10 protein-coding genes and 2 pseudogenes are annotated in these 23,765 nt (G+C 61.5%); 1 reads left to right on the top strand and 11 read right to left on the bottom strand.

Annotated elements, in window-relative coordinates:
- Positions 1 to 170: 170 nt before the first annotated feature.
- A pseudogene (locus AC1D3C_RS04545) lies at positions 171 to 488 on the bottom strand (hypothetical protein); the annotation flags it as partial.
- Positions 489 to 1,023: 535 nt separating this feature from the next.
- On the opposite strand from AC1D3C_RS04545, the gene AC1D3C_RS04540 reads away from it, so the two are divergent.
- Positions 1,024 to 1,350 carry an NIPSNAP family protein gene (locus AC1D3C_RS04540; protein WP_003551122.1) on the top strand — a complete coding sequence of 109 codons (327 nt, stop codon included), beginning with the start codon at positions 1,024 to 1,026 and terminating at the stop codon, positions 1,348 to 1,350.
- Positions 1,351 to 1,505: 155 nt separating this feature from the next.
- Here the strand turns inward: AC1D3C_RS04540 and AC1D3C_RS04535 are convergent, their stop codons facing one another.
- From AC1D3C_RS04535 to AC1D3C_RS04490, 10 genes and pseudogenes are all read right to left on the bottom strand, one after another.
- Positions 1,506 to 2,423 (bottom strand): NADP-dependent oxidoreductase, encoded by a 918-nt coding sequence (locus AC1D3C_RS04535; protein ID WP_477482077.1) that lies wholly within the window; start codon positions 2,421 to 2,423, stop codon positions 1,506 to 1,508.
- A gap of 161 nt (positions 2,424 to 2,584) precedes the next feature.
- On the bottom strand, positions 2,585 to 3,052 hold the full coding sequence (locus AC1D3C_RS04530) for a DUF3788 domain-containing protein (RefSeq protein ID WP_247039123.1): 468 nt from the start codon (positions 3,050 to 3,052) through the stop codon (positions 2,585 to 2,587).
- A gap of 75 nt (positions 3,053 to 3,127) precedes the next feature.
- Positions 3,128 to 3,835 (bottom strand): FMN-dependent NADH-azoreductase, encoded by a 708-nt coding sequence (locus AC1D3C_RS04525; protein WP_477482076.1) that lies wholly within the window; start codon positions 3,833 to 3,835, stop codon positions 3,128 to 3,130.
- A 43-nt stretch (positions 3,836 to 3,878) separates the two neighbouring features.
- A complete protein-coding gene (locus tag AC1D3C_RS04520) occupies positions 3,879 to 4,424 on the bottom strand; it encodes a carboxymuconolactone decarboxylase family protein (RefSeq protein WP_477482075.1) in 546 nt (181 codons plus the stop codon).
- Between the two features lie 35 nt (positions 4,425 to 4,459).
- Positions 4,460 to 5,113: a nitroreductase family protein gene (locus tag AC1D3C_RS04515; RefSeq protein WP_477482074.1), complete on the bottom strand. Its 654-nt coding sequence runs from the start codon at positions 5,111 to 5,113 to the stop codon at positions 4,460 to 4,462.
- Between the two features lie 95 nt (positions 5,114 to 5,208).
- Entirely contained in the window at positions 5,209 to 6,180 is a 972-nt protein-coding gene (locus AC1D3C_RS04510) for a cupin domain-containing protein (RefSeq protein WP_477482073.1), read from the bottom strand.
- A gap of 666 nt (positions 6,181 to 6,846) precedes the next feature.
- On the bottom strand, positions 6,847 to 7,503 hold the full coding sequence (locus AC1D3C_RS04505) for a hypothetical protein (RefSeq protein ID WP_477482072.1): 657 nt from the start codon (positions 7,501 to 7,503) through the stop codon (positions 6,847 to 6,849).
- Positions 7,504 to 7,634: 131 nt separating this feature from the next.
- Positions 7,635 to 7,965 (bottom strand): annotated as a pseudogene (locus AC1D3C_RS04500) (DDE-type integrase/transposase/recombinase); the annotation flags it as partial.
- Positions 7,966 to 8,068: 103 nt separating this feature from the next.
- The gene (locus tag AC1D3C_RS04495) at positions 8,069 to 13,618 is read right to left on the bottom strand and encodes a hypothetical protein (protein ID WP_477482071.1); all 5,550 of its coding nucleotides are present in this window, start codon (positions 13,616 to 13,618) and stop codon (positions 8,069 to 8,071) included.
- On the bottom strand, positions 13,615 to 23,280 hold the full coding sequence (locus tag AC1D3C_RS04490; RefSeq protein WP_477482070.1) for a hypothetical protein: 9,666 nt from the start codon (positions 23,278 to 23,280) through the stop codon (positions 13,615 to 13,617). The genes AC1D3C_RS04495 and AC1D3C_RS04490 overlap by 4 nt, the downstream gene beginning before the upstream one ends.
- Between the last annotated feature and the right edge of the window lie 485 nt (positions 23,281 to 23,765).

The following is a 23,765-nucleotide window of genomic DNA, read 5'->3' as shown; positions in this document are numbered from 1 at the left end:
GAGGAGGAGTGGGTCGCCTGAAACACGAAGCTCTGCGGGAGGAGGTGCATTGCTTCGTTGACCTCAAAATATCAGAGGCCGCCTCGACCGCCAGCGCTCAGATCGCAGTGCAGCCATGCACTTGCTGCAATGCGATGTCGATCCTGTCTTGATTTTTGACCATTATGGTGAGTCGCAGCTTTCTTTGTGCTGGGCTCGAAACCGAGAACGAATTCGATCACCTTGCTGGAGGACATTTCGCACGGCTTCAGTATCGACCCCGATGCAGCCAATTCATAGAGGTTGAAGCTGACGATACCGCTTCCGCTAAGCTCCTCGCCATAAAGCCAGGTCCGTTTGCCATCCTGCGACCGCTTGACCGTCACACCCCATGATCGTTTGCCAAAATATCCGTCGACATAGCCGTCCGGCAATTTCGCCAGCGCGTCTTCGAACGTCGCCTGAATTGATGGAGGTGTTTTGCCGCCGCCGTTCATGGTGCCAGGCATTCGTCGCAGATCCCGCAGCCATCGTTATCCATGCGCGAGGCCGGACGTAACCTTCGACAGCACGGACAAGTCGTTGCATCCGACTCACACGTTTCATCGCGGTCCGGCGGAAGAATTTCAATATAGAATTCCGACAGCGTTTCGGCCGCGCTTCGATCCATGGCGATGCTCCAGTTCGTGGGTTACACCAGAGATAGTATGCCTCGAAGGCTGCACAAGCCGGAAGAGATTGCTTTCGGAGATTGGCCAGTGCGGAACCTGTGCCGACCGTCTCAAATTAATTGCCAAGAGCTGCTCTAACCGGCGCATTCTCACGATTAGCTGCCAACACGGCCACCGTGCTCGACGTAACATCATTGCCAATCGGCGCCTAAACACGGGCGATCAGCTTGACAGAAGATTAGCGGCTCGGAGATACCTGCAGGGTCCTTTCTAATAGTGGAAATGACGTTGCTGCAAGTTCTGAGGACATTGTGGACGCGGGGAGCAAGTGCCGAACACATGTCGTTCTGAAGGGACATAAGGAAGCAAGACTGTGATCTATGAGCTTAGAATTTACGACTGCCTGCCCGGCCGATTGCCCGCGCTACTCAACCGCTTTGCCGAACATACGCTGGCAATATGGGACAAGCACGGCATTAAGCAGGCAGGTTTCTTCACCACAATCGTGGGCGAAAGCAGCCACCGTCTCACCTATCTCATCGCCTGGGAATCGCTAGCCGATCGCGAGGTGAAATGGAAAGCGTTCACCACTGATCCTGCATGGCTCAAGGCCCGCGACGAGTCAGAGCGCGACGGGCAAATCCTCTCCAATATCTCTAATCAGCTGTTGTCGCCGACCGCCTTTTCGGCAGTAAAATGAGACACTACCGATCCCCGCTTGCCGCCAGTCGGAATTTCCACCCGATCGGGTCATCCGCCGAAGCGATGACGAACGGCAGGCTTAGGAAACCGCCAACACTGCCCGTGCAATGCGCACCCCTGGGGGAATCCTTCCAAGGAGTGCGCGTGTCGTGCTCAAGGGAAAACGGAGATGACCGTCTTTCCTGCGCGCCGCTCCGTCGAATTGAAGGTGGCGACCGCATCATCCAGACTTGAAACCTTGCCGATGTTCGTCAGCAGTCTTCCGTCCCGAACCCGCTGAACGATCTCGGATAGCTGGGCACGATCTGCCTCGACGACGAAGTCAACCGTGAGGCCATCCACAGGTCGAATATCCGTCGGTCCGACGGCTGTCACAAGCGTTCCTCCCGCCCGGATCAGCGCTGCGGACCGTTTCTGAACATCGCCGCCGATGACATCGAACACCAGATCGACGCCGCCGACGTCTTCCAGGGTGTCGTTTCCAAGATCGACGAATTCATTTGCACCGAAGTCCAGGGCCTTCTGGCGGTCAGCGGCGCGTCCGGTGCCGATGATATAGGCGCCGGCTTCCCGCGCAAGCTGCGTCACGATCGAGCCGACGGCGCCGGCGGCGCCGTGTGCGAGGACGCTCTGCCCCGCCTGAAGGCGGCCATGGTGAAACAGTCCCTGCCATGCGGTCAGGCCCGATATCGGCAGACTTGCGCCGACGGTGAAGTCGACGTCGCCGGGCAGCGGCGCGAGGTTGCGGGATTCCACCGCGACGTGCTCAGCGAGTGTGCCGTCGCGATACCAGTCAGTCAGGCCGAACACCCGCTGACCGATCGACAGTCCCGTGGTGCCATAGCCCAGCGCGGTGATCACACCGGCCAGCTCATGGCCGAGGATCGATGGCGCTCGATCACGAAAGGTCCGATCGGTCCAAGTGGACGGCCAATCCAGTTCGGTATTGACGAAGCCCGCTGCATGGACCTCAACGACGACGTCGTTTATCGCCGCCTGCGGCTCGGGCCGCTCCACCAACTTCATCCCGGCTGTTCCCGCAGCCTGGTCGGACACTACGATCGCTTTCATGGGAATTGTCTCCTTAGAATACTTGTCGGTTTTGGGGAATTTGCAGGCGCGGAAGGCCTTCTCGATCTCCCGCGCAAACTCGTTATCGGTTCGACGTCTTTCGCAAAGACCTTGTCGAATTGCTGTCTGGTGCCGCGCGAAAAGCCTGGCTTATTTCGGCTTCAACTGCGCGGCAGTGGCGGGCGCTTCATCGTCAAAAGCTCCCTCACATCATGCAGATCGTCTGCGGATGAGATGGCAAGTGTCAGCCACTTTCCGTCGATGTATGTTTTGGCTTCATCGTAAAGCTTGACCAGTTCCGGGCGCCAGACATAACGCCGCTCCTCGAACTTCTCACGCTCTGCTCCACCCATAACCACAACAGCCGAAAACCGCCGGTACTCCGGCACCAAGGTGGTGAACGCCTTGGTTTTCTTGTAGCGCAAGGACCAACCGCGGTTCTTGCCACCGTAGAGCCAGTCCGGCACGAAAACCCCTTGGTAGAATTCGTCGATCCAGTTCCGCAGTTCGGCCCAATGCGCGAATGCCTCTGCTCCGATCCATTCGCGGACGGCGCTGTCATCGGGCGGTGCTGATTTGCCGGTGATCCTGTCACCGGTTTGGGAGGGGGTACTGTCTAGTAAGATCATCTCAAGCCTCATGTTCAATGGTCCGGCCGAGGCCGGAGGTTTCGGATCCGAGCGCCAAAAGCTTCTGGCGCGCCCTCAGAATGCTCCTGGCGACGCTCTCGAAAGCAGAGTGGCATCGCGACACGGTCGATCGGTGCTCGACAGCAATTCAGGGCGACCGGGAGCGGCTCGAATCTCTTTCATGACAGTCAGGTCGAGAGCAGCGAGCGCCTTGTCCCTCGCTAACGGCGCCTGGCTCCGATCCAGGAAGGCCGTGCCCTGAAGCGGGAGAAATTGTTGTGTCCTCAGCCCAATGGATCTGAGTGCCAGCGACAGATAGGGTGTGAGAAAATCCGGCTGGTTGGCTCGCTCGCCGGTGAAGAAGCCACCAGAAGCCACGCCGACAAAGACCGGACGGTCCCGGAGCATTCCCACCTTGCCTGATGGCGTCGACTTCATCGTTCGGCCGACCCGCAGGATCTGGTCGATCCACGCCTTGAGGACCGAGGGAAGCGTCAAATTGTGCATCGGCGTTCCGATGACAATCACGTCGGTCGCTTCGACTTCCCGAATAAGCGCTTCAGAAAGATCCAGAGAACCTACCGGCGGGGCGGCCAACGTTGCCGGCGACGCCAATGCGGCGGCGTAGAGGGCCTCGGTTTGCGGCAGGGGTTCAGCTCCCAAGTCACGCCGAGTGATGCTTGCGCCCGGCGCAACCTCAAGAAGCTTTTCGACGATCGCCGCCGAAAGCTGACGGCTGTGCGATTCCTGACGCGGACTGCTATCGATATGGAGTATATTCATGTCAATGATCTCAAAAGCTTCAAAGGTTGCGCCAAGCGAAAGCTCAGATCGAGCCGGCTGGTGTCACGGCAGGAAAGTCCTTCTCGTGATCGAACACGTTGTTGAAGAAGTTCGTCAGCGAGTACATGGCTACAAGCGCGACGATCTCGATGATGTTGGCATCGGTATAGCCGGCATCGCGGACGGCTTTGAGATCGGCGTCGCTGACGTGCCCGCTGGTCTCGATAACTGTTTGCGCAAACTGGAGAGCGGCATCCCGCTTCGCGTCGCTGGAGTGGCCCCTTCGGGCCAGGATGATGTCATCGGCCGGCAGCCTCGCCATATGTTCGGCGGTGAAGCTGTGAACCGTCAGGCAATAGTTGCAACCGTTCACTTCGGAGACGGCAAGGCCGATGCTGTCGCGTGTCCTCACGTCGAGTGCCTTGCTCAGGGAGCCGAGCAGGGTGGCCCAGGCGTTGAACGCGATCGGGCTCTGCGCAAAGGCCGCCATCATGTTTGGAGTGAACCCGATGTTCTTCGTGAAGGCATCGAGAGTGGGTTTCGATTCAGCCGGCACCTGTTCCGGCGTCAGAACAATGGTTCTAGACATGGTAATCTCCATAAGTTTTTTGATTGGGTCGGTTGTCAGGCGAAGGACAGGACGTCGGCCACCGGCATGCGCGGCTTCTGCGGCCAGTTGCCGGTCCGCTCCGGCCCGACGGTCAGCAGCATCACCGGGATTTCGTCTTCGGCCAGGCCGAATTCGCGATGCACGGCCTCTGCGTCGAAGCCGATCATGGGTGTCGAACCCAGGCCGAGCGAACGGGCGGCATAGATGATTGCGGCGCTGCCGAAGGTAGCGGAGCGCACCGCCTCGTCGCGCTGGCGCTGCGGCTGGTCGTCATACAGGCCGCGGGCGGGGATTTCCCATTCCGGCACCAGATGGGCCGGCATGATGCCGGCTTCCACGACCGGCGCCAGGCGCGCGGGGACCGTGCTGGCATCGGCCAACTGCCCGACGATGATGAAGGTGACGGCGGCGTCGAGGATCGCGGGCTGCTTCCAGGCGATCGGATGGAGCCGTGCCTTGGCGTCAGGCGTACGGACGGCGATAAACCGCCAGTTCTGCAGGTGGAACGATGTCGGTGCGGACGTGCCGATCCGCACCAGGTCGCGGATCTCATCGTCGCTCAGGGTGGCGGCGCGGTCATAGTACTTGGCAGCACTACGGCTCAGGATGGTTTCGATGACGGCGTTCGTCCGCGTCAGTTCGTTGGCTGCGGTGCTGATGTAGTTCATTGGGTGGCTCCCTCATCAAGTGATTACGGAGCCCAATTTACGGTCGTCAGTGCGAATATCGAGACTGAACTACCTCAATATAATGCGCGAAAGGATCAATTGTCGGAATGCGCCGGCCCGGCATGCGCTTGTCGGCGCCATTCCCCGGGGGTCATTCCCATTCTCTCAGTAAATACTCGGCGGAATGCCGAGACAGATTGATAGCCGACCGTTTCGGCCACAGCCTCGGTGCTGATCGTCGGCTTTTTCAATTCATTGGCTGCCAGACTCATGCGCAGATCGGTCAACAGGTCGAGCGCGGAGCAACCCAGCCTGTCCTGAAAGTGCCGCATGAATGTGGCGCGTGACATGCCACACAGGTTCGCCAGATTCGGCAGCTTCCATGGGTGCACTGGATCGGCGAACATGGCCGCAATGGCCGGAGCCAGGCGAGGATGGCCTGCCAGGGCCAACAAACCAGCGGGGGCTTTCTCGGATTCACTGGCCGCCCGCATAACCAGTGTGAACAGGGCCGAAGAAAGCGCGTTGAGAACGGCGCGTCCTCCTGCGCGGTCGCCGATGGACTCCATTCGCATCAGTCCCACCAAACTGGCCAGTTGATCGGTTGCAGATCCGATACCGTCTTTTCCGAGACCGTCGATCGCCCTTGTCACCAGATTCGTGGGCAGATAATTGCGGATCAGCCGATTGTGGGGCGGTGCAATGAAAAATCGCCCACACAACAAATCGAGTTGCTCGCCCTGACTGTCGTTCTCGCTCAACATCCATCCGGCAGAGCCTTTGCGCTGCTGGGTGGGGATTGGCGTTTGTCCGCTACCGTCGTGAAGCACGTGCGCCGCACCGTGAGGAAGCAGCACGATATCCCCGCTCACCAGCTCCCTCGCCGTTCTCGTCTGCGGATCCTCGAAGATGGCCCGGCCCTTGACGATGACGTGGTAGGGAATTTCGTTCGCCGCCGCCCGGCCCCACGTCAGACGCCACGGCGCACCATAGGCACAGCGCACCTCGAGCTGACCGGTTACCGTGACGATTTGCAGGAAATGGCTTAACCAATCGACTTCAGACATTGGACCTCGAGAACCGAAAACGAAACATCGTACCGCAATTGTACGTTCGTTGTCTTACCGGCATGGCCGAGGTGGTCAGACGATCACAGCTTTCAGGCAAGGCGAGAGTGATGTCACGGCTCAATGAGGATCAGAGCCTTCGTTCGGCATTGTTTCAGCCGCCATTGCGAAAACCAGCGATGCACGCCTTGAAGCGATTAGAACCACCGGCCCCTGAATCGATCGTCTAAGTCATTGAGAAGACGTATCTTTCTCGTGGGCTCGATTTATGGAACTGGTACATCGCATTCTGACGGTTTGCGCCGGTTAAGACGTCACGCACGTAAAACACATTCGCCCGGTCGCGCATTGGCCCCTTGGCCAGGATCGGGATCGTCCTGTCGTTCCGTTGAGATCGCTCGGCCTCGACCGCTGTGTCGGCGTGGAATATCCACACTGAAACACAGCGGTGGGAGGGGTGGCAGGCACAAGTCTTGAAGTGGCTGTCAAACGAAGCGAAGAGCCAACCCCCTGGGGTCAACTTCTCATTTCGCCGGGCAGGCGACATGAACCGACGCTGCCCAATTTTGAGGGAGCCAAGGTGTTGGAAAGCTCAAGCCGATCCGTTGCCAATGCGGGCAGATGCGCTAGCGTCGACGAACCCTCCAGCCTTAAGAGGGAAGCCAGCTACAGGCAGTCCCTCTTGATCGCCCTGCACAAGTTTGTCTGAGTTTCAACCCAACGACGTCGTGCTCCGGCTACATCCGCCTGGCCAGAACCAATAGAGTTCAAAGCTGGCCTGATCCTCTCTACCGTGGATAAAAGCTCTTGTTTTTTCAGAGCATTATTCTGGTTACTGGAGATTTTTTGGAAGAAGCCATATGTTGCGCCTAGGAATTTTGCGGCGGCTAACCAGCAGGTGCCGCCCGCGGCCTCGGCAGTCAAAAGGCACGATGCCAGAAGATGCTTCGCAACCAGATATCCGCCGGCCGAAAAGACCGTCCCCGGCACATCATCGCCCGGAAGTTGCTGAATTTGCTTTTGGAGGTCATTCAGTGCAGTAATCGCTTTTTGCTGAGCAGCTAGAGGCTGGCCGACAAGATCACCGCTCTTGATAACTTTATCGCCTTCTACGAAAAGTTTCTCGCGCAATAGTTCCGCAGCGCCGCAGGTTAGGATCGCGGTATTCCCCGTAGCTAATAGCCAACTGATATCAGTCGATACTTTTTCACCTCTTACGTTGAAAGAAGCCATGCAATCAGGCGGTACATCTTGGGCACTTGCGCTGGGTGGCAGCCACGTCCATACAATCAGGCCAGTAAGAAAGATGAGAATGCCGCGCATCGATTTACCTCCAGGGTTTATTGAGAGTGAAATATCCTTTGAAGATGGAAGAAATGCTCGTGCATGGAGGACGTAGGCGGCTCCGTTGCAAAAATTTCCATTGGCCGTGTAGAGACCTCCCTACATCTCAGTCACACGGTTTTTGCGTCGAGATTCTGCGCTAGCACTGCCACAACCTCGGTGAGCGCGCTGGACCCAATTTTGAAGGCTCGTTCAACGGTGCGAGCTTCGCCACGGACGTCGCCGGTCCGGTTGAAAATCGCAGCCTGGCCATTTGCGCAAAGCCCGCATCATCTCAAACCCCTTGAACGTCGCATATGCAGTTCTCAGCATCTTGAGTCCTCTCACGAGCCTGATCAGTTGCTTGAGCTTGCCGTGATCGGCCTCAACGACATTATTCAGATATTTGACCTGCCGGTGTACAAGCTCTCCTGAGCACCTGCCTTCGGACGTCAATCGATTTTTACAACAGAGCCGCTGTTCTCCTCTTTTTCAAAGCATTGATTGTCGTTGTCCGAAACCGAAGGTGCTAGATCCGAATGCGAGTCTTCGACCGGCGCGGACTTCAAACCTCCAGGAATGGTACCCGTGCACTGAAACGTGGCCCCGAATCGATGAACCGGTCCAGCGCGAACATAGCCTCGGGCGTGATCGGCTCGATGCGGTACGAAGCCGGCATGCGCCGGTCGACTTCTTCGAGATAGGCCACGAGATGGCCTTTGCCGAGCTCGTTTAGCACCGCATCCGGCAGGTTGAAATTGCAGGACCACACTAGCGTCGCGTTTTCAAGTTCAGGCTCCTGCAGCTCGTGCTGGAATACGTCATCGAACCTGAGACCCTCAGCCTCGATCGGGGTGCGGACAAGGCCTCTGGATTCGATGTCGGTCTCATGGAACAGCGCCAGTTTCATCTTCGGCCGCCGAAGCGTATCGAAATTCTTCTGCCACTCATTTCGCTCGGTTTCTGAGCCGGGAAGCAGGACCATTGAGAGATCCTTGATGTCGGTCGAACCGAGGCCCTTCACCGTGATCGACACCGGACGGTTGGTGGATCCGGCCTTTTTTGATTCGGAGATCTCAACCTGCCGCTCCGGCAATAGTTGCATCGTCACGGAAACCGGTTCGGAGACGCAGAGATCCTCCGAGATGGATTGCTTCTGATACCGCACGACGCCGAAGCGGACGAAGGGCTCGGAAGCACGGATGGGCTTGAGATCGATATCGACGTACCACTCCTCGCGGTCAAGATCGAAACAGGGCTCGTAGGTAATCAGCGAGACGGGCAGGTGTTCATAGATGGCATCGGTCGATGCGGCGCCACCACCTTCTCCCTTCTTCGCCGAGGCCGATTTTGGTATCGGCATCAGCACGGGTGACTCGAAACCCGGCCGATGCGGCCCCTGGCCCAGCCGCTTCAGATCGTCGAAGGCCTCGGGCGGTATGAAATTGCCTTGCTGGGGGCTGCGGTCTTGGCGGATGGGGTCCCCGCCCCACCGGGTGATGAAGGCGCCGCCTTCGCCCAGATCGCGGTCCTCGAACTCGTGCAGCCGCAGCGCCCGGCCGCCGAACTGGATGATGTCCCTGTCGATATCGGCGCTCGTCAATTTCAGGTAGTCGGGCGGCCACAGCACGATGCCGACGCGCTCGCCTTCGCCCGAACTGAACCAACCCCGACCGAAATACAGTCTTGTCATCGCCCGGCGCGTCAGGCCGTAGGTCTTGACGCCGAGCGTCGAGGTTGCGGCGCTGCGCTCGATCACGAAGGACGGTTCCGGCCGCCGCAGGTCCGGCACGGCCGGCCGGCGCGTCGACCTCATCCAGATTTCGGCAACCGACATGCCGAGCATAGCCTGATCCGTCCGCTTCAGCGGCTGCCGGCGGTAAAGCAATTGCTCCTTGCCTTGGAAATAGGCCGGTGCGGTCTCGAACGCCGCCGCCTGACGGGAGACGGATACCAGCTTCAATGTCAGCTTGCGCGCCAGCGTGTCCTTGAAAATATGCGGCCGCTCGGTCTTCAGCATGCGGGTGCGGCCCGCGCCATCCCGCGCGCCCGGCTGCATGGCGATACGCTGGGTGATCGGCGCTGCCATACTGGCGGCGGCAAACAGCGGCGCAAGCTCTATCGAGGTCAGCCGCCCGCGCGTGGCGCCGAAAACCGGTGCGCCGGGATGCTCGCCATTCTGAGCGACTTCCGACGGCAGGTGCTCCGGCACCCGGCAGGTCAGGGTTTTGGGATCCAGGAGGCGCTTCTCAACCTCGCCGACGGCGCCGAAGGCGGGCAGATTTCCCACGTCGAGAAGCGTGACCGTCTGGCGCGGCAGCGTGACCTGACCGTTCTCAGCCACGGAAAACCCCACGACGTCGGTCGCCGAGACATAGCTTTCCTCTCCCACCTGGGTCAGCAGCCGCGGCCACCGGCCGGATCGTCTGGAGATCGTGCTGCGGCCGCGTTCTCCGGAGTCCAGCCGCGGCCCGTCGGCCGCCACCGTTTCGGCAACGATCTGGAAGCTGTCGACCAGGGCGAGATCGAGCTCGACTTTTCCCTTCAGAAAAAGGCCTGTCGAGCCAGGCAGGTCGGCGAGCGGCGGATCCGTCACCCGGTCGCAGGCAATAGTCTCGGGCTGCCTGAAGGCAACGACCGGTTCAGCATCATGCCAGCGCGCCAACAAAGCCGGCTTATTGATCGCATGGCAGGCGCGCAGCGTCGTGACGGCAGCGATCTCCTCTACCGCCCACTTCGTCTGCATCGCCGTCAGCAATTCCTTCGCCACGGCATCCAGCGTCGCCTGATCGGAGACGGTTTCCCCGCCCAGGCCGGTTAGCGGCTGGACACCCCCCGCCAACTGGCACGCCTTGGCGACGGCATTTCCGCAAATGGCCTTCAGATGCTCGAAACGCGGTCCCTGCGTTCCCGCCAGCTTGAGCTGCATCGCCATCGTCTCCGGAACCGAGAAGTAGCGCGACAACGTCTGAGCTTCAGGCAGGCATGCCACTTCGATGTCGAAGTCTTCTCCTGGATAGAGTTTCAGGACCAACTGGTGGACAAGCGTGCCGCGCGGCGGCTTCTTCGTGTCGATTTTGCCGGCCTCGTCCATCCAGGTGGCCTTCACCAGTGTGGCGATATCCTCAATGCGCCGAGGATGGCGGGGGCGAACCGCCCTGGCGCCTCCGGCCGTCCTCGTCACCGTCACCGCCAGCGGAACCATGTTCGGATATCCGGTCGCGCCGTACGCTTTCGCTTCGATAAAGCCGTCGAGATATCGGTCGCTGCCCCTGATGCGGGCCCTGATCGCATAGTGGTCGATCGCCGGATCGGGAAGATAACCGAGCGCGCCCTCGCCCGTCGTATTCGCGCCGCCGGCCTCGAAGACCGGGATACCGCGTTCGGTGGCCGCCGCCGCCGCGAGCCTTCGCCGATAGACCGCGCCCTCGCGATCCAGCGTATCGCGCTCGCTGGTGATCGCCACCGGAAATCCGCTGGGTACGACGGTGGCTTTGCCCGATTCGTCGAGGCGGGCCTTCGGCCGCGGCGTGAAGGTCACGTCGGTGAGCGCGCCGCGGCGGATTTTCGCCGTATCGCCCTTGTCGAGCATGCCATGACGCACCACCAGGTCGAGCGCCACTTCCGGCGCGATGAAAACGCGTGTGGTCTCGTAGGGCGTGGTCCGTACGTCGGAGTCTACATATGCGCCCCTAATCTCGTCTGAATCACTGATCGCGTCGAGAGGAGAGGAATCCGAATTCCAGGAACGGACGATCGCCTGATCCGCCTGCTCGTAGCCCATCTGGGCCAGACGACGTTCGGCCAATGCCTTCGGCAGCATCAGTACCGGCGCGCCGATGCTCTCGTGACGCAGGAACCGTCGCGGTTTCACCGTCGCGACCTCCGTGTCCGTTGCGGCCTTCTTCGGCTTGACAATCGCCGCAGGAAGCATGCAATCCGCCCTGGTGCAATCGGTCGTATCGGAATCCGACGGCCCGGGCGAGCCGCCGCCGAGAAACATCGATCTGAAGCGAAACAGATAGGGATAACCGAAGCGGAGCGGGGCGGGGCAAATATCCTGATCGGGTCTGCCGGCAGGCAAATCGAGTACTCGATCGAACGGCAAGTCTCCCTGCTTGCTCGCGGCCCCGAGTCCGGAATCGGTCAGGACGCCGGCCGGCGTGCCGTCCCAGAGGAAGATCGCCTCTTCCGCCACGGCCTCGCAGGCCTGATCGACGTTTGCGACCGTGACGGGCATGTAGCGCGCCGCGACCTGGAAAGACACCTCTTCCAGCAGGCCCTTGCGACCCTGTTCGGGAAACAGCAGCCTCAGAACGCCTTTGACGTTGGGAGCCACCGCCTTGAAGTCGAAATCGACATAGCGATGCATCAGGCTGCGCCATGTGAGTTCGGCAATCACAGTTTCGGGTTTGGCGGCGGCAACATCGACGCGCCGGCCGATGGTCAATTCCTCCGCATGCAGCACGATCACCTTGCTTGGCTCCTTAAGCGAGCCGGCCTGCATGGACGAGAGCGCGAGATCGCGAGCGATCTGGTCCGCCCGGCCCCGGTCGAGAATGCTGAAACCACCCGTCTGGTGCGGTTCGCCGCGATCGCGGCCGGTTGTCTTGCCATCGATGGAACGGCGCAGGTCGAGCGAAACTAGGTCATAACGCGGCACCTCGACCTCCGCGGTGGTGGTCGCTTCGTTCGACACGGTCTCCTCGACGAGCTTCCGCTTTTCTCCGAGCTTCCAAATGCCGTTGCGTTGCTCGACGAACTCCTTCCGGTCGAGAACCACGTAGCTTGACGTTCCCTTGTCGTTTGTTTGTTCGACGACATGCGCCTCGAAAGCCGAGACCGGCCAGAATCCGTTCGCGTGGCGCCAGGCGGCCGTCGCGACCAGAGCCATGCGCTGATCCGGCATGGCGACGGCCAGATGCACCTTTTCCTGGACCACTTTCGCAAGGAATTCGGTTTCCGCAACCTCGAAATCGATGGCGAGGCAAAAAAGGCGCGCCAGCGTTGGGTCTCCCTGCAGCGCGAAGAATACGCCGCGCATTCTGGCATGCAGCCGGTCCGTCTCGCTTTCGCTCGGTATATCTGAGATTCTGGGAGGCGGGTTGTCGGCCTCGACGGCGTATTGAGGCCGCCGCTGGAGCCAGGTGCCGTACTGATGCGTGGCGCGACGCATGCCGCGACCGGATTTCGAGACCTCGCGGCCGACCGGCGGGGCATCGGTCGCCAACTTCTCCACGACGACATCGGCGGCCTGCGGAATGACATGCGCCTTCGTCTGCTTCTCTATCGGGACGGCCGGTTCGATTCCCTTCCGCATCAGGCCATCGACCGCATCGGCCGTCTGCCGGGTACGCCTGCGTTCCTCGTCGCTGCCCTCGACCGCCGCATTGAATTTTTCGCCGTAGGTGGCGTCATCCCGTTCTTCGCGATCGTCCAGCACCACGAAAGGACCGTTGAGCTGCTTGGCCAGCACGCGCGCGGCCCGTTCACCCTCTTCCTCGATGGCGAAATCGCTCTGGCGGATTGGCAGGACCCCTTTGACGGTCACGGCTTTGGCAGGATCGAGCGATGCGGCGATGAGCGCCCCGCGGCCGTCCAGCGGGACTTTTTCCTTGTCGCCCGCATAGGTCTCCGACAGAGCCGCCTTGTGTTTCGCTCCGCCGAGCGATCGTGCGATATCGGCGGCCAGTTGATTCCACCCTTCCGCCCATGGGCCGGCCAGCGCGCGCTGCCACAACCGGGTGATCTCGGTCCAGTGCGCGGCATTGTCGAACGCCTTGGCGGCTGCCGCTGACAGGAGCACCGTCTGCCAATCCGAACCTGCTTCCCCGATCGCCGGGACCGGTGCGGCGACGATCCCGCGCGCATGCAGTGTCAAGCCGCTGTTTCCGGCGAACGGCTCGCCGTCGCGTCCCCGGCGCAGCCTTTCCGCCATGGCCGAAGGCCAGTCCCGGAGTTCAAACGCACCCTCCTCTTCGGCGAACGGTTTTTCCGCACCGAATTCGGGGGTAGCGACAAGTGTGAACTTCAGCCGGTCGCCGCCTTCCGCGCACCGGCGCCCGTTTGCGACGATGCGCAGGAAAGGTCTGACCAGAACCTTTGGGTCGCTCATCTTGATACCTCCGTGAATGCATCTGGAAGCAGGTCGGCGTCGAAATAGCCGGAATAGGTATCCCAGTCGGACGATTGATCCCGCGCGTTGACGATGACGAAACCGGAATCGATGAGTGTCGCACCGGTCGTCGTGAAATCGATGCCGAAGGGCGCATCCGCCGCCGCAAAACGGGTGCCTCCCCCGTCAGGCCGCAGCGATGCAGTCTTCGGCGAACCCAGCGCCTTTTCCTGGCGAACGGCGGTGATCGAATAATCGTAGTCGGCGATGCCGAGCGAGAAGGAGAACGAATAGATCGCCTCGCCGTACATCGAGCCCCCCTCTGCGGTGCCGAGGCGCACGTAAAGGGAGGTGGAAAAGTGGAAGATCCAGATGCTCGCCGACCCTCCGGCGAAGAAGGTGCCGTAGATCTCGGTCGTCTTTTTCTTGTTCACCTTGAGGATACGCACGAAGACGCCCACCGAGATACGGCACTGGGCGGTCAGCGGCCCGTATCCGATCCCGCCGCCACCGCCGTATTCGAACGCCGCCTCGAAGCCGCGCACGCCGTCTGCGGCTGCGAAGATCGAGAAATATCCGGAGCCGACGAAAGGCAGGACGCCCATGCTGAACGGCGAAAGGCGGCGGCCGAGGGAAACCTTGAACAGCGATTCTTCGTCGCCGAACGGCAGTTCGGCCGAAACGTTCAGCGAAACGTTGAAGAAAGATGTGGCACCGACGCCGATCGTCCCTAGATTGATGCCGTAGCCCGCCTCGATGCCGGCGCTGCGCGTCATCGGCTGGATGAAGACGCCGTTGCCTTCCTTGGGTGACAGGAAGCTTTGCAGTTGCTGGGCGAATTCAAGATCCTTGCCGATCTCGAAGTCTTCGTATTTGACGTCGAGGCGCGCCTTCGTGCCGCTGCCCATCGAAAAAGCCGCGCCGCCGAATTTCAACCGCAGGGCATCGACCAGCCCACCGATCAGGTAGATGTCGAACGGGCCGATATAGGCGGTGGCCGAGTAGTCGCTTTTCTGCGTCAGAAGGTCGAACGACGCACGCACGACGATACCGAAGCCGGACCCCAGTTTCGGCTGGAAAATGTCGGCCTTGGTGTTCGGCGGCTCGGCGACGGTCGAATTAAAATCGTAGGAGAATTTGACTTTCGTCGGGATCAGGGCCGCGATGGCGTCTTCGATCTGGTCGCGGAACGCGCCGAGGTCGATCGCCGCCAGCACATTGCCGCGCAGCAGGTCCTTGCCCATGTTCCTTGCCTGATCGATAATGATCAGTGGGGCGACCCGGCTTTCGCTCCAGCTTTCCATCAGGAAGGCGACCCGCTGCCGAAGGCGCGCGCGCGCCACAGGATCGGTTAGCGTGGCGAGCGTGCGCGCCTCCGCCAGCACCTTGACTTCCTGCGCCAGACGATCGCATTCGGCGAGAGCGGCGTTTGTCTGGTTGTTGTCGGAGATGTCGCAGGTATCTCCCGTCGCCGGACCCAAGCCCGGCGCAGTCTCCACCAGCAGCGCCCGGCGCGCGAACGGCGCGAAGAAGGGGTTCCCGGTGGCCTGGGTCAGCAGATCGTTACGCAGCCTTATGATCTGCGCGTAGCCCGTCGCGATCGTTTCGAAGAAGCCCGAGCCTGCCAGCGCGTCTTCCGTCGCGCGTTTGATCTCTTCGGGTGCGCCGGCGAGCCGTCGTTCCAGCCCGCGCCATTCGCGCACCACGGCTCCTTCGAGATCGCGCAGGGTCCACGCGGCTGTCTCGAAGACTGAGCGCGTGTCCGAAGGGCTGGACGGTTTGCGGAATAGCTCGGCGAGCGTCGGCCGCGGGTTTTGCGCTTTCAACGGCGCGGCAAGCAGGTCCTTCAAGGTTGCCGGAGCGGCCGGCACCTTCAGATCGACGAACGTACCGAGCTGCGCCTTGACGTCGTTCAGCGCCTTGATCGCATTGCCGCTTTCCGGGCTGAGCGACAGGCCGAGGCCGAGGGCATGGCTCGCCAGTTCCTGCAAGCCTGCAATGGCCGCGTCGATGCCTTGGGCGGCTCCCACGACGCTGATGCCGATCAGCTTCAGCGCCACATCGACTACCGGAACGATCGCGCCGATCAGCGCCCGCTCCATGGTCGCGGCGTCTCTTTCCACATCGTCCAGAATATCGCGCGTCCGCTGATCGAGCTGGTTGAAGTCGACGTTCTGGGCGCGCAGATACGTCACCACCCCTGCGGCGACCGCGCCCCCCGCGATGAAGGACGCGTTATCCCAGCCGAACTTGTCCACCAGGTCGACCATCGCGCCCAATCGGTTGGCGATGGCGGCTCCGAGCCGGCGGATGTGACCGATCAGCGTGCCGATCGCCTCGATCGCCTCGCGGTTGAGGTCGTTGCCCGCCATCGCAGTGTCGAGGTCACGCATCGACACCTGCAGGTCAACGATGTCGCTGTAGAGTGCCGTCAGCTCCTCGGTGAGGCCGCGCGGCAGCGCGACCCCGCTGCCGATGAAATCCGCGACACGTCCGTTGAAACGGCGCAGCGGGGTCGCGATGTCGGTCCTGATGTTCGGATCGTCAAGGGCATCTTCGACGTCAGGCAGTTTTTCACGGATGTTTTTCAGCGCGTCGAGTGCGGAACCGAGACGAAGCAGCAGCGCGCTGCTCGCCTTCACTTGACCGCCATCGAGGATGGGCAAGTCTGCGGCCCGCGGCGGTTTACGCTTCAGAGGCGCGCAACGCTCGACCTCTTCCAGAAGTACTGGAATATCGACGACCGGAAGGTAACCCGCAAGACCTGCCGCGGCGGCCCTCGCGGATTCGAGCAGTCCCTTCGTCACCTTGTCTCTGAATGTGACGACGATATCCTCCGCATCGATGCCAAGAACCTCGCGGGCGAAGGTTCCGCCGGCTTTCAGGATCGGCGTTGGGGCGCCGTCCCTGACGGCTTCTGCCACCTTCCGCGCGCTGCCGATGGTGACGGTCAGCCGCTCCAGGCCGGCAATCAGTGCCTGAATTTCGTCGGGGTAATGCGCGCGCACAAAATCCAGCGTACGATCGAGAAGGCCATTGACATAGCGATCCAGCGCCGTTTGCAGCGCCAGCGCGGCCCTGCGGGTGGTGCGGTCGGTGGACGTTGTGAACGTGCGCAACTCCGCCGTCGCTTTGGTCTTCGCGGTTTCGATGAGGGTCTTCAACGTCTTGACATAGTTTTCAAGGGCCGCCTTCAGCACATCCTCGGGCGGCTTGCCGTCGAGCAGGGCGAGGATCGTGGCCTTGATCGTCGGCCGGATGGCGTCGCGGCTCGCGTCACGCACGGCTTCCAGCAATGTCGGGCTGATACCCTTCACGGACGGCGACTGCGAACCGAGGACGGCTCGCACCAGAGCGGCGGCGTCATTCTCGACATCCTTGCCGAAGCTCTTGAGGATCGCGCCGAGATTGGGAGGCAAAAGACCGAGCGGCAGCAGTTCGGCGAGCCTGGTAGCGGCCGTGACATCCACGCTTGCAGGCGGCACGTTGGCGGCGATTTTTTCGAAAATCCAGGTAGTCACCGTCTCCGCCGCCGCGTCGGACGTCATGCCGATCAGCGCCCGCCTGAACGCCTCGAGGCGGGCGGCGATGGCCTCCAGTTCCTTCAGCGCGCCCGTAAGCTGCCTGATACGCTCCTGCAGGTTGCCGATGACGGCGTCTTCCAGACGCTCGACAGGGTTCGACGCGACGATCGCAAGACCGCGGATCAAGCCGCGCGCCGCCGAATGGACCGCGGCGAGCCGCGGCACCAGCGCCGCTGCCTCTTCCGCGGCCAGCGCATTTCTCAGCGCAGTCTCGAGCGCCTTCAGGCCGCCGTCGATCTCCGGGTAGATGTCGGCAAGGCTGAGAATGTCCGCCTTTCCTTGCTTTTCCCGTAGGTTTTGGTCGAGCTTTGCCCATTCAGCGTGCAGCGTCGCGACGACGTCGTTCAACGGCACGAGGACGCGGCTGCGGATGTCGTTGCCGAGACCGTCGAGCTGTTCGCCGGCGCGCAATGCCGCCGTCCCGAATTCCTGTACTTCCTTGAGTACCGGAATGCTGTCGGCACTGACGCCGAGCAAGGCCATAAGCTCCTTGAGCCGGATCGTGCCGAGCAGTTTGGCGTCGAGGCTGAAGAAGGACTGGATCTGCTTGATCCATTGCTGCTTGTCGCGCTCGTCGTTGTTGGCTGGGTTTACGGGCTTCGGCGTGAAAGCCGGCTGTATGCCGTCGCGCTTGATCTCCGTCAGCTCGGGGCGGTTGATCTCATCGTTGAAATAGTATGCCAGCGAAACCAGCCCCGGCACTTTCATCGCTGTGTCAAAACGTTCCGTCTGTGGCTTGCCATCCACTTGCTGGATCGTCCAGTCAGTCGGCGTTCTGTTCCGACGCGTCGTGCTCCACCAAGTCGTCTCGTCGCCGCCGAGCGGCCCCTTGCTGCGGCTGATCGCCACGATATGCGATTCCGGCCGGGCGATGCCACCCGACCGGTCGCCGTTGCCGCCCATGCCGAAGGTCAGCGCCGACCGAAGATTGAGGAATACTTCCTTGGGATTGGCATTGATTCCCTCCGGCAGGTCGAGACCGCGGGCGACGTGGTCCTCCTTGAAACCATATAGAACATAGTGGCCGTCATACTGGACGTCGATCGGCCGCGGCCCGCCGCCGCCCATGCGCTCGACCGAGCCGAGCCTGATCCGGGCCCGCTCCATCGCCGGATAGACGGGCGGCTGGCCGGCGCCTTGCAGGACACCGGTGCTCGAGAAGTTGCCTTCGCCTTCCAGATCCCCGGTCCATTTCGCCGAGTCGGCGACGAGCGAGCGGCCATGGGCACGGATGGCAATTTCGTCGGTTTCGAACTGTGCCTCACCCGATTTGCTGTTCGGCGCAAAATCGATCTTCCGGCCGCCGATCGTCAGCCTGCGATTCTTCACGAGCCGCGCCCGCAGTGCATCGTTTCCGTCGGCCAGATTGCCGTTATAGTGATCCACGGCGGCCTTCAGCGCGGCTGGCGTGGTGGCGGCAATATTGTCGACGAAGATCATCGGCAGCGACGTCGGCGTGCCGTCGATCGTGACCTCGAAATGATACAGCCCCTTTTCGGTGATGTCCGTGCGCGGCCAGAAGGCAAGGCCAGGCGCGCTCCCGAGATGGATCCTGCCGTTCAGAGCTTCCGGCGTGGCCGAACTCAGCGTACCCAGATCGAACGTCGGGTCGAAGATATCGGGCGTCTTGTCGGCCAGAAGCCGGACACGCTTTCCGCACCACATGCGGCCGGAGTGTGGCTGTCCCAGGGCGCCGTAGAGCTTTTCCGGCTCCGTCATACGCAGGAACATGCGCTGGCGCAGCATGGCTTTGATTCCCTGTCCCGGCGTTCGGATGAAGATCCTTTCCGTCAATTTGACAAAGGATGCCTTATGGCCCAAGGGCACGAGGTACCCCTTGTAGACGACTTCGGTGCGAATATCGCGGCCGAGCACGATATCCTGTTGCAGGGTATCGATCGCGAAACCTTCGAAAATCTTCCGCATGAAGAGATCGTCGGCGCCAGCGGAAGGCTTGAACGCCGTCTCGTGCAGGAACGAGCCGCCGAGCGCACTGAGCGACAGTGCCTTGACGTTGAGCGGCACCGGCTTGTGCAGCGCCTGGTCGTCGGAAGCGTCGAGCAGCGAGAATGCTTCACCTGGTTCGATCTGGCCCGAATTCGCGATCAGGCCGCCCGGCCGCTCGACATCGTCCTTGCCGGCTCCCGGCCTCGCCAGCCGCTTGCCGATGACCGGCAGGCCGTAGGCGGAGGACAGGAGGACGAGCTGATGCCGGTCGAACGCGTCGAGCGAGGTTCGGAAGATTGTGTAGTCTTCCACAGGCAGAGCCGTTCTCAGACCCGCCCTCTCGCACAGCCAGCGGATAAGCCGGTACTTGTTAGGTCCTTCCGGAGCCGCGCAGAGATTGCCCCCGTTAGGCGCGGACGCCATGTCCTCGGCCCTAAGCGTTCCGCTTTCCATCTGTTCGGGACCGATGAACCACGGCGCGTAGGGTCCGCGCGGCGGCGCGCCTTGTCCGGGCAGCCGCTTTTCACCGCCGCGATAGCCGAGCGCCTGCGGCCTGAGATCCGGAGAGGAGACCGCCCGAAGCGACGGCGTGTCTCCGCCGGTTTCCAGACGAACTGTCCACAGGTCGCGCGGCTGGGGGCTGGAGGCCGTTGGCCCGGCAAGCCCTTGGCCTTCTTCCAGCCCGACCGGCATGTCGCCGATCGGCGGATAGGTCGTTGTCGCGGAATAGACTTCCGGCGGCATTCGCCGATTGGTTCGCCAAATCGCGTCCTGCGCCGTTGAAAGGGTCAGACGCGAGGGAATCTCGATCGCCGTCTCGAAATCCAGCGGCTCGCCCGGGAAGGGTTGCCCCGCCCCGCTTTCCAGGTCGGCGATCCGTTCGCTCTTCAGGGACGCCTGCACTTCGGCCATCCGCATGGCGCCGGTCGTGGGCGCCCGCGAAAAGCCCTGGAAGCGCATCATGGCGTGGTCGCTCGGATTGGCGGAGCGGCTGCCCGGCTGCGGCAACAGGCCGGAGGGAAGCGCGGTGAACAGCTTGCGCGCCCGCTTCGTCACCGCCGGCTCGTAGCGGGACCAGTCGGTGAGCGCCTCGAAGGTGAACGGGATCGGCAGAAATACCGGTGTGCCTGGGCCCGCGCGGGCCGGCCCGTCGCCGGAACTCGGCCGCGTGTTCGCCTCGCGGGCGTTCGCGCCGACTGGCGCCTCGCATTCGATACGGAAGGCGAGGCGGCTGGGGCCGGAAAGCCGCGCACCGACCAGTGGCGGCACGGGTTCGCCGCCGAGCGCGAATTTGACGAAGGCCTCGCGGATCTCCGCGACCAGCGCCTCCGCCTCGCCGGCCTGCCATCCCGGAGGGCGATTGTTGGCGGAAAGAAATTCGCCCAGTCTCCCGTGCACGACCGGGTCGGCCTTGGGCGGGATTTTGAAACCGAGCTTCTTTTCGATATCCTCAAGCGGCGTGCCGTGCTGCGCGAGCGCGCGATAGACGGCGATGCGGTCGCGCCAGAAGCCTCGGAAGACCCCGTAAAGCGGTTCCGTCGCCTCGAAGGTGGCTTCGTTGCGCAGAGCGTTGCGGAATGCATCGTCCCCAGCGAGATTAGATAGGGGCAGCAGGTGCCCGGCGGTATCCAGAGCCCCTTGCGGCAACGCCAGCGCGGCGATGCGGCTCAGCATGTTGCCGACCTCGAAGCGCACCGCTGCCGGCCCGATCTCCGCCATGAGCCCGCGCGCGATCGCCATGCCGTCGGGATCAAGCGCGATCGCTCCGATATAGAGCCGCTGATCCGCCGGCAGCCCGGTCGCAAGCTTGGCGAAGGCGTCGACCATCTCCTTGAACGGCCGCGGCGCGTTCGGATCTTGTTTTTTCTGCGCATCCTCTGCCAGGATCTTCGCGTCCTGAATGTCCTTGCGGATTTTGGTCCGCACGGCTTCGTCCTTGGCGGTGGCGAGTTCATTCAGAATGCGCTCGTGCGTCCAAGTCTTATCGTCCGGGCCTGCGTTCGTCGGCTTTTGCAGCTCCACATCCGGCAGCGGCTGCGTTTCGGGGCGGAAGATCGCCTCTTCCATCACGTGCTGGGGATCGAACTCGGCGACCAGGATCGGCCGGCTGTCGTGCACGGCTCCGTCTTCGCCGATCCAGACCCGCGCATCCTCGCGCGCCGGCCGAATCCTTGGGTCGGGACGGTATTCCAGCAGCAAGTCGTGGAAGCGCAGCCGCAGCTTCATCAGGTCGTAGTCGCGGCCGCAGGTCAGCGTGGCCAAGGAAAGATCGAAGCAGGCTGCGCGATCGACATCCCGCCCCAGCCATACGAAGCTGGAGGCGAGCGGGCGCGGATACTCTCCCCCCTTGAGCTCGGCGATAGGCTTGCCGTCCTCGTAGACCAGTCGCAGCGGCGCCTGCTTGAACGTGAGCACGCTGAAGCTGGTATCCGGCAGCGCCGCATTGATGCGGAACAGCGATACGTCGAGATGGATGCGCCGGATGGAGCCACGGGCGTCGCCTTTGAAAGGACGATCCTGCAACACGTAGAGAGTGGCATCCAACGCTCCGCCGCGATCGCCGCTGGCAGCCTGAAAGAAGCGCACAAGCTGCTCGCGCGTTCTCAGAGCCTGCTCGTCGCCCGGCAGATCGCATGAGGCGTTGCGCCGCGTCACCGTTATCACCGTCGCCATTTCCGACGGCGGGGTGATCACCGCTTCGCCGGCGGTCCCGGCTCCGGCATCTGCCTTTTTTTCCATCGCCGTGCGAACCGGTTCGCCGATCCGCATGCGTCCGACGGGCGATATGATCTCGCCCCGCTCGTGCCATCTCGACTTTTCCGGCATAGGCCTGCTGACCAAGGGACCCGTGCCCGTTGCATTTCCCCAGAACGCGGTTCGCCGCATCCGGTCGTCGGGACGGCTCGCTGGCATATCCGTCTGGGTGAGAACAAGATTGCGCCCGGCCACGCCGTCGCTCAGGGTTTCCAATCCGTCACCGACCGCCACGATGCCTTCGCCGAGGCTGAGCGCCGAAACCACCTGCAGGTGTTTAGAACGGGTCGGCGCCGGGCCGACGATCGCATCGAAACGCAAGGTACACAGATCGCCGGGCCGTATCCTCACATGGTGACCGTCCGCACGGCCGATATCGAGGCATCCGTTCACTCCGGCGATCTCGATGTCGTCGGGGCCGGCGTTGCCGGAGAAATAAATCGTCTCCCTGGCCGGTACCACGTTGCTGCCATTGGCGGCATCGAGCATCGTGGCACGCCGCCATGTGAAGCCTAACTCCTTTAGCCGCACCTGCCCTTCATGCGTGATGAGCGTGTTGCCCTCCATGCGGTGGACGGTCCAAACGAGGTCGCGGTCGAGGAATATCCGCAGGTCGCCGGCGGCCCCGGGACCGACATTGATCTGATCGGCGAACATGATCTTAAGCGTCTGTCCCACGCGGCTATGCACGACGTCTTCGAAAGGTCGCTGCCGAAGACTGTCGGGAAGGTCCGGTTTTATGACGGGATCGAGCGATTTGCCGAGAAAGACATGAAGAAAGGCGCTCCGGCTGCTGGCGAGGCTGTCCGGCTTGCCGTTGCTGAGCAGCCAGAGATCCGTTACGTAGCTGATCGTCCAGCGCATTCGTCTTTCGAAGGTGAAGGCGACGAAGCCCGGTCTGCGTTTGTTGATCGAGAGCGTATTTTTGTCGTCCCGGCCGAAACGCATTCCATATTGGACATTGCGCACGAAAAAGGTCCTGGTCGGCGCCGGATCGCTCACAGAGATGTACTTTTCTGCGGGTTCAGCCATGTCGAAGAAGGCGTCCGAACCGAACGCCATTGCCGGGACGTTCCATTCGCAGGCGATCGAGCGAACTTCGGGCGGCGATGCGCCCACCGGCGCCTCGCCGCCGGGAGACGGCTGCGAGACGACCCTGATCTCAAGCACCGTCAGGATTTTCTGGTCGTCAGAGAGCAGGAACTCGAGATCGTACCATGTGTCCGCCGCATATCCGGCGTTCGCATAAAGCACTACCGGAGCCGCCACCAGCCCTCCCAAAAGACCGCGGCGCGTCAAGCGTGGATTGACGACATCCTGCCAGCCCACCGGACGCACGCCAGCGCCCAGGCTTCCCCCAACCCTGCTGATTTCCACCTTATTCCCCTGCCAGATACCACAATCAAAGTTGCTGCATTGGCGTCGCTTAGTTGTCTGAAACCAAGGTGCGCGGAACAATACTTCCGTAGTTTAGCTAAGGTGTCAAACGGTTAAATTGCATCGATTGCAAAATACACCCAGCACCGAGATTTGATGCGCGGCTAAGAACGAATCGCGACTTAGATTTCACAATATATTATCAATTCATATAAAAATGAGTTTTGTAGATTTATTAAATAAATTGCGGTTACGCCTCCTATTAACATAATATAAATTTATCATACAAATGTGTCTACAGTAATAATTTATTCTTAACATATAATATACTTAAATTTATCCAGTAAAACAAGCCATTTACCTTGGGATACAGGCCTCCACATTGTGGTGGGCTATCAAGTCACTTTTTCTCCCAGACGGTGTCCGAAAATCGCTTCGCAATGTGAGGTGCGCGCGCTAGCCGCTGTTCGAGTTCTGATCGTCCC

Source organism: Neorhizobium sp. P1_A6, assembly GCF_056406795.1.
The sequence above is the reverse complement of the archived record's forward strand: the minus strand, read 5'-3'. Positions and strand labels throughout refer to the sequence as shown.